Annotated in this window: 7 protein-coding genes; 3 read left to right on the top strand and 4 right to left on the bottom strand. The window is 53.2% G+C overall.

What is annotated here, in order from left to right; translation table 11 throughout:
* The first annotated feature begins 155 nt into the window (after window positions 1–155).
* Both RC85_RS27380 and mdoH read left to right on the top strand, forming a co-directional pair.
* Window positions 156–902, top strand: a complete 747-nt coding sequence (locus RC85_RS27380) for a hypothetical protein (RefSeq protein WP_068258199.1) — start codon at window positions 156–158, stop codon at window positions 900–902.
* Between the two features lie 55 nt (window positions 903–957).
* Entirely contained in the window at window positions 958–2,964 is a 2,007-nt protein-coding gene (mdoH, locus tag RC85_RS02010; protein WP_235033367.1) for a glucans biosynthesis glucosyltransferase MdoH, read from the top strand.
* Window positions 2,965–3,015: 51 nt separating this feature from the next.
* Here mdoH and RC85_RS02005 read toward each other — a convergent pair whose 3' ends face one another.
* The 4 genes from RC85_RS02005 to RC85_RS01990 form a co-directional block, all read right to left on the bottom strand.
* Complete coding sequence (locus RC85_RS02005) at window positions 3,016–6,147, bottom strand: PVC-type heme-binding CxxCH protein (protein WP_160148169.1); 3,132 nt, start codon at window positions 6,145–6,147, stop codon at window positions 3,016–3,018.
* Between the two features lie 98 nt (window positions 6,148–6,245).
* A complete protein-coding gene (locus RC85_RS02000) occupies window positions 6,246–8,732 on the bottom strand; it encodes a tetratricopeptide repeat protein (RefSeq protein WP_068258197.1) in 2,487 nt (828 codons plus the stop codon).
* A 92-nt stretch (window positions 8,733–8,824) separates the two neighbouring features.
* Window positions 8,825–9,214 (bottom strand): DUF3859 domain-containing protein, encoded by a 390-nt coding sequence (locus RC85_RS01995; protein ID WP_068258196.1) that lies wholly within the window; start codon window positions 9,212–9,214, stop codon window positions 8,825–8,827.
* The gene (locus RC85_RS01990) at window positions 9,214–11,184 is read right to left on the bottom strand and encodes a TolC family protein (RefSeq protein WP_238383079.1); all 1,971 of its coding nucleotides are present in this window, start codon (window positions 11,182–11,184) and stop codon (window positions 9,214–9,216) included. Before RC85_RS01990 ends, RC85_RS01995 begins: the two co-directional genes overlap by 1 nt.
* A 279-nt stretch (window positions 11,185–11,463) precedes the next feature.
* Here RC85_RS01990 and RC85_RS01985 point away from each other — a divergent pair, with 279 nt between their 5' ends.
* A complete protein-coding gene (locus RC85_RS01985) occupies window positions 11,464–14,952 on the top strand; it encodes an ABC transporter permease (RefSeq protein WP_068258195.1) in 3,489 nt (1,162 codons plus the stop codon).
* The last annotated feature ends 16 nt before the right edge of the window (window positions 14,953–14,968 follow it).

Raw genomic sequence — 14,968 nt, 5'->3', positions numbered from 1 at the left:
GTCACCGGATGCGTCGATTCGTTAGCAGCATCATCCGGCTTTTAAGCCGACAATCACGCGGGAAACTCAGGTTTGGCGCACCATTTGTTACTCCGTCTGTTCTCTTCTCGCCACTCTTCAAACTTTTCTCTTCTCTCTTCGCGTAGGCGGACTCGATGAATTCAACCTTACTGACAGGCGTTCGTACACTTCCATCTCAACACGAAATTGACGCTTCGGTGGAGAGTGTCACTCGATATCTGATTCGTTGTGGCATCCGCGACGCAAACTACCTTCGTGAGCAAAGTCTTCGCATTGTTGAGAGCACGCTTGCCGCGGTAAGCAATTCTTCTCACTCGGGGGAAAGCGTTTCGGGAATGGACTCAGTCGCGGTTGCGAATCGATCCGCATGCTTTCAACAGCAATGTTTGCACGAAGCGACTGCCACGATGCGAAGCTTGTTGGACTTGTCGGCAAACCAACAGCGAACTGCACAACAGCGAACTGCACAACAACGAAGGGCCCAACCAGCAATCGCTGAGAAAACATCAAACCAGAGTGATCGGATTGAGTCCAAGCAATTTGCGTTTTTGGGGACCGATGAACTTCTCTTCACATCGCAAACGTTTAGCCGAGAAGGCTCTGGCAAACCGTCGTCCAGTGAAAGCATCACCCAGCGGGTCGCGATGGTCATTCCTTTCGCAGAGGTCAGGCACTTCAAACGCAATGCGACTCCGCAATTGATTGGCCCACTGCGACTTGGGTGGTGGAAATCGGTTCTGACGAGTTGGATTCCCCGTCCCAATCAGGATCGTCCCAATCGGGATCGTCCCAATCGGGATCGTCCCAACCGGGCTGGCGTGGGCAACATTCAAGGCAACCGACGACCGTCGAAGATGCAAGCGTCACAGAGCGATGCCTAAATCCAACCGATCGTCCGTTGATCGTCACAGAACAGGGTTCGCGGCACGTTCATCCGTGCCTGCCACGCGAGCGACCGTTGGTCGAAGTCGCGGTCCGATGATTTTGTTGACCGCATTGGGATCAGCTTCGGGCATCCTTGTCTACGCAATGAACTTGGCACGTAACGGTTGGAATCCGTTCGAGTTGCTTGCCCTGCCTTTGTTCGCGATCCTCTTCACCTGGATCGTTTTCTCGTTCGTTTTGGCAACTCGCGGGTTCTTCGCATCGCTGACGACGCGGTCTGAACCACTTGTTTTGGAGCCGGGCGTTTCTCAGCCAACCGCTGTGCTGGTTCCGGTCTACAACGAAAGTCCCGACGACGTTTTTGCTCGGGTGCATGCGATGGTTCTATCGCTCCAGCAGCACGACGCCGATAGCGGATCAGAACGAGCTGGCGATCTTCATTTCTACATTCTCAGCGACACCACTGACCCCGAAATTTGGCTCGCAGAGGAACTCGCTTGGTCGCGACTGAACCGACAGCTCGCGACGGAGCAAACCGATTGCATGCCAAGCATTTTCTATCGGCATCGCGCCAAGAACGAGGGTCGCAAAGCTGGTAACATTGCGGATTTTTGCGAACGTTGGTCCAAGCCCTATGACTGCATGATCATCTTGGATGCGGATAGCTTGTTGGAACCCACAACGATTCTGTCGATGGTCGATGCGATGGCGGCTGATCCAAAGCTTGGCATTTTGCAAGTGCCTCCGGTGCCGATTGGCCGAACGTCACTGTTTGCTCGGCTTCAACAATTCTCTGCGGCTGCTTACGGTCAAATTTGCTGTCGTGGCTTCGATGCATGGGCGGGTGATCAAGGAAACTATTGGGGACACAACGCGATTTTGCGAATCAAGGCGTTTCGCGAAAGCTGCGATCTTCCCGTTTTGCCCGGGAAGGCTCCACTGGGCGGTGAGATCCTGTCACACGATTTTGTCGAGGCCGCATTGATGGTTCGCGACGGATGGAAGGTTCGTTTGGCGAATGATTTGGCGGGGTCTTACGAGGAATGCCCGACGACGTTGACCGATTACGCGATGCGAGACCAACGTTGGTGCCAAGGGAATCTGCAGCACAGCCGATTCATCGTCAGCGAAGGTTTCCACTGGGTTAGTCGCCTTCACTTTGTCAGCGGAGTTTTGGCTTACGCCGCGTCGCCATTGTGGTTGGCCTGGACCGCGCTTTCGGTTGCCGGATGGGGATTCGATTCACGTCAGTCGCCCAACAACATCGACCTGCCGGGACCACTTGCGTTATTTCTGATCGCGATGTGTTTGCTGCTGATTCCGAAATTCTATGGCATGTTGGCAATTGTGATTCAGAAACGGGCTAGTCAGTTCGGTGGCGTCATTCAGCTTTTCACAAGCGTTCTGATCGAAACCGCCATTTCGGTTTTGCTGTCGCCTTTGATGGCGCTACTACACTCGCGTTTTGTTATCAACACGCTGCGCGGCCGAAAGATTACCTGGAACGCTCAGAACCGATGCGAACAAGGGGTGACGTTGAAAGAGTCGATCGCCGATTACGGCTGGCAAACTGTTTTAGGCGTTCTGGTTGCCTCATCGATTTTCGTCTGGGCAACGCCACTCGCATTGTGGTTCATTCCCGTCGTCGCCGGGCTGATCTTTGCAGTGCCAATTTCCATGATTCTGGCAAGCCAATCAATTGGTAAGGTTCTTGCCGAATGGGGTTTACTAATGACGCCACAAGAATCATCCGAACCGTTTGTGAGTCAGGTCTATCGGCAAACGCTTGCGGACTATTCTGCAAGCCAAGAGTCCAATGAAACGACTCGGTTCGAGCAGCTACTACGAAGTCCTGGCTTTTATATTCTGCATGATCGCGTTCTAGGTGCCAGTGAATCGAATGTTACGATGCCCCGTCCCAACCGTGATCGGGTTCTTGCCGCTGCGAAAGAAAGCATTGGCGAGATCAGTCCGCAATGGCGACGTTCCATTCTTAGCGACCAAGAACTTCTTAAAGACCTTCATGTCATCGCCCAGCTTGACCATGATTCACTGTAGAACGGAGTTCGTTCCGTTAACCGCAGCCAGCATCGCTTCCGATCAACGGGATCAATTCCGTTCTACGTCTGTTCCAGAAGAATCGCCCGTCGATTGCGAGCCGGGAAGTGCGACTTGGGTGGGGTGACGCAGGTATGCGATCAAGTCCATGACTTCGGAATCCGACAATCCGTCCAACAAACCATCGGGCATTGGCGACTTATCAGTCAGCTTACGTTCGGCGACTTTGTCTTTTTCGATTCTTTGCACTTCCGTCGCCGTTTGAACCGTGATCACTCGATCATTTTCGCCCGTCACCAACCCGCTAACGATGCGATCATCATCCGTCAAAATCATGGTCATCCGGTAATCCTTATCAACGACGCGACTGGGTGCAACAATGTTGTCCAACAGGTAATCCAGATTGCTTCGGCCGGCACCGGTTAGGTCAGGACCAATATGACTTCCTTCGCCATAGAGCTGATGGCAACTTTGACAAAGCTTCGTAAACAGAACTCGGCCATTTGATTTGTCGGCCCCTGCCAAAACGGGTTCACCAAGCAGTTGTTTCAAATCAGCAATCCGTTGGTCAATTGCTTTGGGAGTGTCGTTGATCGTTCCCCAAACTCTGCTGATCGTTTCGTTAAGCTCTTGATCCCCGAGTCCGATCATTTGCCGAACGTGGTAAGGCGTCAAAGCATCTCGCTGGATCTTTCCCTTCGACATTGCAGCCAGCATGGGCATCGCAAACGATTTTCGAGAAACCAAAATCGACATCAGCTTTGGGCGATCAGGTGCGCGAAAATTTCGGTAGCGTGCCGTTAGGATGCGACCCAGTTCCGGATCTTCATAACGCGCCAAGCCGCCCGCTGCGGTGACATTGATCTTTGCATTTTTTAATAATGATTGGCATACATCTTTGATGCCCGGTGCGTCGGTTTGAATCAGTGTTGCAAGTGCAGCATTTCGTGATGCGTAATCGGCGGGTGTCTTTCCGGTTGCAACGCTCATCAATTCCTCGACAGCGCGACCATCGCCAAAAACGACACTCAATTCATTGATCATCGGCGCGAGTGTGTCCGGAATCTTGCGAGATAGCTCTTCTAAAATGTCTGCGTCCCAAGCGTCTGGCCGAGGTGCCTTTCGCCAACCCCGCAAACCTTCTGAAAGGCCAGCCAAAACCGAACTTTGGTGCGATGGAATTTTCGACGCGAGCGTTTGATCGATCAGATCGTTAACCGGCGCAGCTTCGGTGCCGATCTGCTCAGCAAGCGACCGCGAGATCAATCGCAGCGTGATCGAAAGCTTGCAAGTCTGAGCGACATCGACCAGCAATTCTGGTTGCGACTGCGCAACAGGAATCAGCCCGTACCAGATCATCAACGGCAAGTTGTGGTCGCCTTCGGCGTCGCTTCGTTTGCAAAGTTGTTTCGCAATTCTCGCTCGCCCCAAAATCGACAATCGCTGCAGTGATGATGCGAGTGTCAATTGAACCAACTGCGACGGATCGTGCTGAGCCATTGTTTCCAGCTTTGGCAACAACTTTGTCTCGATCATTCGCGTGGTGACGCTTGGCGGAGGCTTCGACTGCATGCCCAACGCATCATCCAGCGGCAATCGCTCGGTCGCGATCCGAATGCTTGCCGCTCGAACATGTTCATTCGCATGCTGAAAATTCGTCACCCAATCACCCATCGCGTTCATCATCAACATTGCTTGAACAACTTGCCGATGGTCCTCCGATCGATTGATGACATCTCGAAGCAATGACTTCGCTTCCAACAAACGATCACCGCCCGCGGCTCGCCTAGCCAATTCCAAACTCGCCTGCCGGCGAAACCAAACATTTTCACCACTGACAGTTTCCGCCAAGGATTTTTGGTTCCACAAAGCAACATCAAGTTCGTCAAGTTTTGCAACTTTAGAAGTTTCGTTTACTGGTCCAATCACCTTAAAAATTCTGCCGCTGGTTCGGTGAACGCCCGTGTGTTCGTGGCACTCGCCTGCGTCGCTCCAGTCCAAAATGAACGCGTTTCCATCCGGCCCGCTGGTGATTTCCATTCCGCGAAACCAGGGATCAGCAGACAGAAAAAGATCTTCGGCGTGGCTGGCAACATAGCCGCTTCCCTTTCGCCGAATCACTTCCTGATTGACCCGGCGACCATGGAAATTCAGCGTGAAAAGATTGCCATGATACTCTTCCGGCCAACTTCCACCTTGATAAATCATTGCACCACAATGCGCGTGACCGCCGCCGTAGGAATTCGCCACACCGTCACGCGATTCGTGCCAAGCACCGCCGGTATCAAAGTGCCAATGGTCGGCGTGAAAGTCGATCAGTTCAAACGTTTTCCTGTTCGGATCCAGCGTGAACGGGCGAGTGAAATGAGCACCGGGAATCATGTGCCAGAAGTGACCGTTGACGGTGTTAATGAAGAAGCCTTCGCCGACATCGTTAAAGTCGTGCCCCCAAGGATTCGTCGTTCCCGTCGTCAACACTTCCACGTCACCACGGTCCGGGTGATATCGCCACATGCCACCTTCAAGAGCCAATCGCTGATCGTCGGGTGTTCCCGGTTTCCCGATTCGTCCTGGGCACGATCCGCCGCAACGACCGTAGAGCCAACCGTCAGGCCCGAATCGAATTCCATTGGCAAAGTTGTGGTAGTTCGACTCGGCAACTTTGAAACCATCCAAAACAACTTCGCCATCGTTGTCGGGAACATCGTCGCGATCTTCATCAGGCACAAAGATCAATTTGGGTGGACACATCATCCAAACGCCATGACGTTTCCCGTGACGCCCCACTTCAACCCCAGTTAGCATTTGGACGTTGTCTGTAAAAACAGTTCGCTTATTGAACTTGCCCTTGTCAGTTCCGTCAAAAACAATGATTCGATCGCGTAGGTCCAGTTGGAACTTCTGCGACCGTTCGGCGTAGGTGTAATTTTCAGCGACCCAAAGTCGGCCTCGCGAATCCCAAGCCGAAGCGATCGGATTCTGCACATCCGGTTCCGCCGCAAACGCAGTCACTCGAAATCCATCGGGTACCGACATCTTCGCTGCGGCCTGGTCGGCCGGCATCAATGTTTCGTCGGATGTTGGCTCGGTGTTGTAGGGCACCGGAAAGTCCGCGTGACCCACTGACAAAGGAAGCGTCGATGGATAAAGCGTCAGGCAAAGAAACAGAATGGTAGTTCGCATCGCGAATTTAAGCCCAACAGGTGGCATGTCAGAACAATCAGGAAGATCCTGCTCATTGACAATTGTAGCAACAAGGCTTTGAGAATGACGCAATCAAATCAAACACTGATCCATTGCAATTCAAGATGCGACGCGGTTCCAGCGACACCATGCACGGTCGTTTCCTTCGTTCTGTCTTGCCGCAGAAACGCTGGCAGGTGGTTGAGCATATCAATTAACGCTCGAATTTCGCCGGCATCCACCGTGTGCCCACCTTCTCCATTTTTGATCCTCAAGAACAACGGATACGCTTCTTCATTGGCGATTTCATAATTCTCAGTTTCGATTTGCCACAATTCTCGCGGCGGAAGATCGAATGCTTCATCGAACTGAACGGAGATTGCGGATAAGCGGTTCATGTCGCATTCTTCGCGAACCATTGCTTTCGCAGTGTCGACTCCGTCAATGACCGATAGTCCCATGGTTTGGCCCATCTGTCCCATGACTCCAACACCCCATTGATGACCGGGTGTTGAACCGGAGACAACACGAATCAGTTGGTCGCCGCCGACCAGATTCCATGGCGAGACACGATAGAACCGCGCCGCAGCCTGATACAACCTGCCTAGCAGTTCCGAATCCACGCCGTCTTGTTCAATCAACGCCATGCCGGTCGGATCGTTGGAACGCACCATGTCAATGATCAGTGATTTAAACAGGCTCGAAATCTCATCGTCCCCCGAAACGATTTCCACACAATCTGAATTGGTCAGTTCCCGCATAGCAGAATCGAATTCAGCGCGGTCCAATTGTGGATGGGTGACGATCACGCCGGGGCACCGTGGTGATCCGGTCATGGGCCGCAGCATGGTATCGGCAACCGTTTCGACTTGCTGCTTTGCGGTCGGTATGGCCTGCGTCATTTCGGTCTTCAAAATCATTCCATCTTCACCGTCGACGACCAATTGAAGATACGGACGATAGGGCGTCGATTGATCTCCAACCCAGATTGGCGGTTGCATGACGGCAACAAACCAAGGCGAGTCAGTCCCGGGGATTTTGTCGATATCGAAATCAGCGAGCGAGGAACCTTCGGACTCTTCCATCATCTTCAACCCGCGACCTGCCTGTTCGGCGATCTCTTTAAAAGCCATCTTTTCAAACGCCGATGGCTTCACGCATTCGCAGGCAACACCGTAAGTGCCGACCCCTTTTTGAAGCATGTTCAACGTTGCCTTGTTAGCAACCCGAATCAAGCGAGGACGTCGTGGCTTACCGAACAACGGATCACAAACGGCATCCAGAATGAACTGCCTCAGTTCACGCGTCTTTGGTGCTGACTCACACGATCCAAAACTCACTGGCGTGTCCTCGCACAACACCAGACAAAGATAATCTCCTCCACGATTTTTTTGGCCATGATAAATCCAAGTCTCATCGACTTCTGGCAGATCCAAGGCGATGTGAAGGTCACCCGGCCCCGGTTTATGCTCGTATTCTTCGTATTTCTCGTCCTCGGTTTCTTTCCATCTTTCTGACGCCCCGTCTTGATCGTCCACTGAAAGATTCAACGAGTCGCGGATCCAGCGAATGGTGCCTGGGTTCGCTCGCAATCCAGGTTTCAAATAGCGGGCGATGACGAAGCCTTCTTCCCGACTGCCTAGCGCGTATCGAGACGCTAGGTTGGTTGGCAATGGAAGGGGGGAAATCAAAATCGGTGCAACGAACGGTTTGTCTCGATGCGCGTCTTTCAAAGCCTTCACGGCCTCTTCGCTTTCAGGTTGCAAGTGGTGCAAGCGAATCGCTTTTGCGAAGATTCCCGGACCGATGCCATCGTCTGGGAACCGACCAAGCAACTCGCCCAATTCGTCCCACCAACCAAGACGCAGCATCAGATCGATGATGAAGAAACGCGTTCCCGCGCCGTCACGTTCGTCTTCATCAATCGCTGGCAAAAGAATTTCGATGGCATCAGTAAGACGAGCACGTTCGACTAAGTCGACGCCCATCTGATTTCGAAGACCGATCCAGTAATTAGTCAGCCTGTAGTCCTGCTTAAGCTTCTTGACTCCAAATTCGCATGCTTGGTGAAAGTACTTGACCGCGTCGGAATCGTCGCATTCCATTGCCATGCCGATCAGCGCTTCGACGGATTTAGGATCGATCGCCAAAACCGATTCCATGAATTCAACCTCCTCTTCGATTGTCCTGTCCTCGGATTGGTTCGCCAGCAGCACGGCAGCGGCCCTCGGGCTGGACATTGGAAACACGTCGCAAGGATCCTGTGTTGGCCCCAGCCCACCATCCGCATCGATCTGGTTTGGATCGAGACCGATCGCCTCAAAGAATTCTAGAAGGGGTTGGATGTCACCACTTGCGGCGGCGTTCTGGGCATTGGCAGCCGCCTGCAAAACAGGTTCTGGTGCCCCCGCTTCGGATAGCACCCGCAACAAGTTAAACATCGCGTCGGGAGACAATGCTTTGTTGTCAGGGTGCGCCAGTGGTTTTGGCAGGGCATCTGGCTTGTTTGGACGTTTCCGAGCAGGTTTCTTGCGGGCCAACTTGCTTGCCTCCATCGCGACAATGATTGGGTCTGAAATTTCCACGATGAAAGTACAGCATCGCCGATTTAGCGGCCAAGTATGTCGTTACAGAGCACAATCGACAATGCGCAGCACGCGTGAAAATCGAATACTGGCTATTCGGCCACCACGTCGAAGGTCTTATCAGCGATGACTTCGCCGCCCAGTTCCAGCGTCATTCGCCAAGGTCCAATCTTGTCCGAGATCGGTTCCCAAATCGTATCGCCGAGATAGAAATCCCAGTCGTTGGTTTTGACGTAAACGGTTCCGTCAAACGGCCGACGTCGCTTGCCCTTGTCGTCTCGGATCCCAGGATGATCGATACAGAAATCGAGTTCCTGGTTTTTTGCGCCCTTGATGTTGACGACGAAACCAAACTCGATGTCAATCTTGGCAGGAATGCGAGTCGTCAGTTCTTGAAAGCGCGGCAGTTCTTTCGACTCGTGATCCCACGGCGTATAGATCCCGTAGGTGCGCAATCGAATTTCCGGTTTGCGTTTCGGCATTACTGTCCGGCGTAAATCAATTGGTTGCCACAGCAACCGCGATGAATGTGAATTCCAACGTCATCCAAAAGAGACCCGCCCACGGTCCCGATGTTGACCAGCGAAATTGCGTACCTCGCGACATCGCCAGCTAACTGAGTTTGAGCCCGTAGCAATTCTTCTTGAGCCTCCAGCAAAAACTCGATTTGTATTTTATCCGCTTTGAACTGCACCTGCGATGCCCGCAACCGCTCGGACGCCGCATCGACTTGCGCCATCGACGCTTCTAACGCAGCGTAGCTTGATGCAACTTCGGCGTGCGCATCGGCAACCTGATGTCGAACCGTTCGCTGCTGTTCGATCAATACCGATCGTTCACGGCGAACCTGCAGCGATGCGTTTCGGACCGCCGCGTGGGCTTGTCGGCGTCCGGCCGCGACACCCATCTCAACGCCGAATTCCCATTCCTGATGATCAAGCGAAAATAGATCTTTGTAGGCACTCGCAAAGCGTTCACCACCACCGGTCAAATCGTCACCAAAGCCTCGCATTCGATAACGTCCGATCATGTCCAATTGCGGCAACAAGAAATTCTTGGACGCGATCAGTCTCTGTTCTTCTTGTTGAACTCGCAGCGATTGCCGAGTCAACTCCGCCCGCTGACCGATAGCTCGGCTGGCCAGATTATCAAAATCAAAACGAAACCGAACGGTGGGCGCTTCATCGATCGGTCGAAGCAATTGATGATCGACGATAGGTAGCCCCATCAAACGACGCAGGTTGCGTTCACTAACGTACAGGCCGGTCTGCCCAGCATCACCACCGAGTGCTGTTTGTAGTTGTCGAACGAAACCATAATAGCGAGCACGTGCCTGCGCCTCTTTGTTTGCTTCGCCACCGGTCAATTTGGCCTGACGACGAGCCAGCACGGACTGCCACGTTTGATAAGCCAGATCTTTAGCGACGTGAATGTTGCGAGCGTTTTCGTATTGTTGCTGCAATCCCCAGTAAGCTGTGTACAGATCGCGAACAAAATCACGAACTTCGATTTCAAAGTCAGTCTCGGTCATCTTGACGTTCAAACGAGCGATCACGATCCCGTTTGAAAAGTTAAACCCTGGTCTTGCATTGGGGCCTGCGATCAGATTGAAATCACGGCCAGCACCTTGCAACAGAGGCTGACGAATGCTGGCTTCGTATTGCGTTTCCCAGTAGTTTCGAAAACGGTTGCCGTCGCGATTGTTGTTGTCGTACTGATGCAACGCACCAAGATTGATCGTTGCACCGGAGATCGTCTGCTTGCGAAGACCTGCATTCGCGGTGCTGAAGTCCTGCGTTAGTTCCTGGACATCGCCGCCAAGAATGGTGTTGTTGAAAACACGATCATTGTTTTGCGTGTTCAGGCCGGCGCTAAGTTGTGAATCAAAAGCGGACAAAGCTGCATCGGGACCAAAGAACGGATCGGACTGGGCGATCGCGGGGTCCAGCAACGTGGTGGCGGCGTCTGGGTTCTCCAGAATCCGAATTCCAAGCGGTCTTAGCACAGGGCTATTCGCCATCGCGATCGACAGCATTTCGGACTCGGTTAGATCCCGAAAGTTTTCAGGCAACTCGGTCGCGTTGCGAGGCTGGGCGACTTCGGAATAGGTCTGGCCCGACAACCCAACGTCACCGATTTGCCGTTCTTTTTGCTGATTGACATCCGCAAGCTGCAGGGCGTCTTCAAGTTCGTCGATCAGACTGTCCGCGGTTCGACTCGGATCATCACGCTGATACGGCGACTGATTCTCTGAAATTAACGGCGTGTTTTGCAAAAACGACGCTGGCATGAACGGCGAACGCTGCTGCTGCGGTTCGGATTGGGCAAGGGTGTCCGTTGGTGCATTGCGATTCGATGCACAACCAGCGATCGCAATAACTGAGCCCAGCATGACAAACGCGATTACCGCGCGTGCATGTCCAGTTGTTTCAGTTTGAGTATTCAGTCGCACTGTATTCAGTCGTACCAGGGGTTCATCCTTGAACCGGTCATGTCAGAATGTTCTGTCCTTCGTCAGTTCCGTCTGGTGCTTGGTATCGGTTCGCATTCGGGCTAGGGAACACCTGTCCTGCTAGAGCCATTGCAGGCGTCGCAAGGTGTAGACGACACAGAACCCTGCGAAGCGTTAAAGACTGCCAGGGTTGCGGCCTACTTTGCTTTTCAATCGCCGATATGATGGAAGGGTTCCTGTTTAATTGAACCAATCGACCTAATTCATACGATCGTTTCCGTGACCTCTGCTCCGCTTTCGACTTGGGGATTCATCCTCGCATCCATCCGCCATTATTGGCGAATTTCAGCAGCGGTGGCGATCGGAGTGGCGACCGCAACCGCCGTGATCACGGGCGCTTTGCTGGTCGGCGATTCGATGCGTGGCAGCTTGGCCGATTTGACGATCCAGCGTCTTGGATCGACCGAGTCGATGGTCGCTCCGATGGGATTCTTTGATTCGGACGGGATTGCGGGTGATGACCTTCAGCCCATTCCGCTGATCTACTTTCCCACCGGAATCGCTGAATCAAAAGTCGACTCGGATGACAACGATGACGGTTCCGACCTGATTCGTCGTGCGGGGTCCGTTCAGATCATTGGCATCGACCAGGATTTCTGGAACCTGGATTCGTTGGGAATCCGGCCCGCCGAATTCCCCAGCGATGATGGCGTGGTGATCAATGCTTCGGCGGCCGATGAATTGGGCGTCCAGAAAGGCGACCTGATCACGGTTCGTCTGCCCGCCGAACAAGCGGTGCCAGCAGACAGCCCGCTGGGGCGTCGAGACGCGACCAGCGAAGGCTTGCCGAGAATGAAAGTCGTCGCGGTGATCGAAGACCGAGGACTCGGCCGGTTTTCGCTCTCGCCCAGCCAAGCAGCACCGCAAAACATCTATGTGTCACGAACGTTGATTGGCGAGGTGTTGGACCGCGATGGACAAGCCAACATGTTGCTGTTTGATCGCGAGATTGAAACCGGTGACTTGAACGTTGGTGTGGATGATCTCGGACTTTCACTCCGCCGAATCACGAAGAATTTTGAAGACGAGGCCGTCTTTGATTACTACACGCTGACTAGTGATCGACTGTTGTTGCCCGAAACCGTCGTTGACGAAGTGATCCGTGAATTTGGCAGCCAAAAAGTCGTTCCCATCACCACTTACCTCGCCAACGCAATCGAGCGATTAGACGAATCGGGTGCCGTCGTCGCCTCGGTCCCCTACAGCACCATCACCGCGATGGATTCGTCAAACGACGTGCCTCTCGATTTCACGATCCCCGCATCGGAAAGCTCAAAAAGTGATTCGACTGTTGTTCCGTTGGTGATCAATTCGTGGGCATCGGAGCAACTGGGGGCGGAAGTTGGGACAAAGTTGCGGGTCGCCTACTACGAACCGGAAGTTGAAAACGGCAAAGAGATCGAACGATACTTCGATGCGGTCGTCACCGAAGTTGTCCCGATCACCGAGCCATCACGTCCTTACCGACGTCGCAGCGCCGCCCAATTTGATCAGCCACCCACCGTTTACAACGATCCCGATTTGACGCCGCTTGTCCCAGGGGTGACGGACCAAGATTCGATCAGCGATTGGGATCTTCCGTTTCAGTTGCAAAGAAAAATCAACAGCGCCGACGATGATTACTGGAACGACTATCGTTTAACGCCTAAGGCATTCTTGCCGCTCTCTGAAGGCCATCGTTTGTTTGGCAGTCGATTTGGCGATACTACTTCATTGCGGATCGACGCGGCGGCTGCAACGGATTTAGAAAGTTTGCAAAGTAAGATCAACGAGTTGCTGCGTCCGCATTTGAGTGATCTTGGCTGGGAAGCGATTCCGATTCGACGTCAACAGCTTGCAGCGTCGCGGGGAACGACGCCGTTTGACGGTCTGTTCTTGGCACTCAGCTTCTTTGTCATCGCAGCAGCGGTTTTGCTAATCGCGATGTTGTTGCGACTGGGATTGACCGAACGAACTCAGCAAATGGGCACGATGATGGCGATGGGCTGGACGCCATCAACAACCCGCGCCGCAATGATGGGCGAAGGCGTCATCACCAGCGGTATCGGAGCGATGCTGGGAATCGTTGGCGGCATTGCCTATGCCTGGTGTGTGCTGTGGGCACTGCGAACCGCATGGGTCGGCGCGGTGACGGTTCCGTTTTTGACGTTTCATTACACGTTCACCAGCTTGGCGATCGGCGCGATCGCCGGCTTCGCAACTGCGGCGATGACGCTTTGGTTCACGACGCGTTGGCTAACCAAAGTGAACGCCCAACGATTACTCGGTGGCGGCGATGTCGATGTCGTATCGTATTCAACTTCGAATACAAAAAGTTCGCGAATCCCTTGGATCGCTCGTGGCATGGCGGTGTTTGCGTTGTTGCTGGGTTGCTTCGGTGCGATCAGCGGCGGACAAGCAGCGGCGGGCGGCTTCATTGGTGGCGGGATGATGCTGTTAATGGCTGCGTTGCTGGCGATCTTTCACCGTCTGGCTCAAGGGCGACATTCACTCGGCGCGAAAGAGACGCCATTGTCGATTTCACGATTGTCAACCTTAAACGCATCACGGCGACCACTGCGAAGCACGATGACGATCGGTTTGATGGCAGTTGCATCGTTCTTGATCATTGCCATCTCCGCTTTTCGTTTGCAACCAAGTGAAGGTGGAACGGGCGGTTTTGAGTTGATGGCGAGATCAGCCCAGCCGGTCTTCATCGACTTGCAGGATCCAAAAGCTCGCCAAGAAACGTTTGGTCGTTCGGCCGCGGATTTGAATGAAATCACGATCGCGCCGATGCGATTGCGATTGGGCCAGGACGCCAGTTGCAACAATCTGTATCAAGCGACTAAACCGACCGTGATCGGAGTGCCAACTAAATTCGGTAATCTGATCAATCGCCGCGATTCAATCGCAGGATTTGACTGGGCATCCCACGCCGATTTGCAAGAAGGTGAAACGCCTTGGGACAATCTTTCTAGGCACGCGAGTGGAACTGAATCAGATCCGATTCCCGTTGTGATTGACCAGAACACGGCGATGTGGAGTTTGCAAATGACGGGTGGGATTGGTCAAGTCAAATCGTTCGAGTACGAAGCTGGAAAGCCGGTTTTCTTTGAAGTGGTCGGCCTGCTTTCCAATTCAGTGTTGCAAGGCCAACTGCTGATTGGCGAAACCAATTTCGAGACAACCTTCCCCGACATCAGCGGTTATCAGTTCTTTTTGTTCGACACTCCTGCCGAGAAAGCGGACACCGTTTCCGCGTTGCTAGAAAGCCGGTTGGGTGACGTTGGAATGGATGTTTCCAGTGCCAGTGATGTGTTGGCTGGCATGTTGGCGGTGCAGAATACTTACCTGCGAACCTTCCAGAGTTTGGGGGCGCTCGGATTGTTGTTGGGCACCGTTGGCTTGGCCGTTGCGCAAATTCGCAGCGTGATCGAACGACGAAGTGAATTGGCGGTGATGCGATCGATGGGCTTTACACGCAGCCGTTTGAGTTTGATGGTGATCACGGAAACGGCTTCATTGTTGGTGATGGGAATTGGCTGTGGATTATTGTGCGCGGTTCTAGCGGTCTTGCCCCATGCTTGGTTTTCTGGGGTCCGACCACCGATCGTCGAACCGGTCATGATTGTGGTCGGCATTTTGCTGTTTGGCTTAGGTGCAGGATGGTTGGCAACACGTCGAATCAGCCGCATGCCGCTGATTGATTCATTAAGAGCACAATAAACATTGGTAAAGAAAT

Source organism: Rubripirellula obstinata (assembly GCF_001642955.1).
Classification (GTDB): Bacteria; Planctomycetota; Planctomycetia; order Pirellulales; family Pirellulaceae; genus Rubripirellula; species Rubripirellula obstinata.
This window is presented reverse-complemented; position numbering and strand designations above follow the sequence as displayed.

Coding starts and splice junctions, on each gene's coding strand:
- RC85_RS01995 (WP_068258196.1), bottom strand. CDS start 9,214: ATGCCGAAACGCAAACCGGAAATTCGATTGCGCACCTACGGGATCTAT.
- RC85_RS27380 (WP_068258199.1), top strand. CDS start 156: ATGAATTCAACCTTACTGACAGGCGTTCGTACACTTCCATCTCAACAC.
- RC85_RS02005 (WP_160148169.1), bottom strand. CDS start 6,147: ATGCGAACTACCATTCTGTTTCTTTGCCTGACGCTTTATCCATCGACG.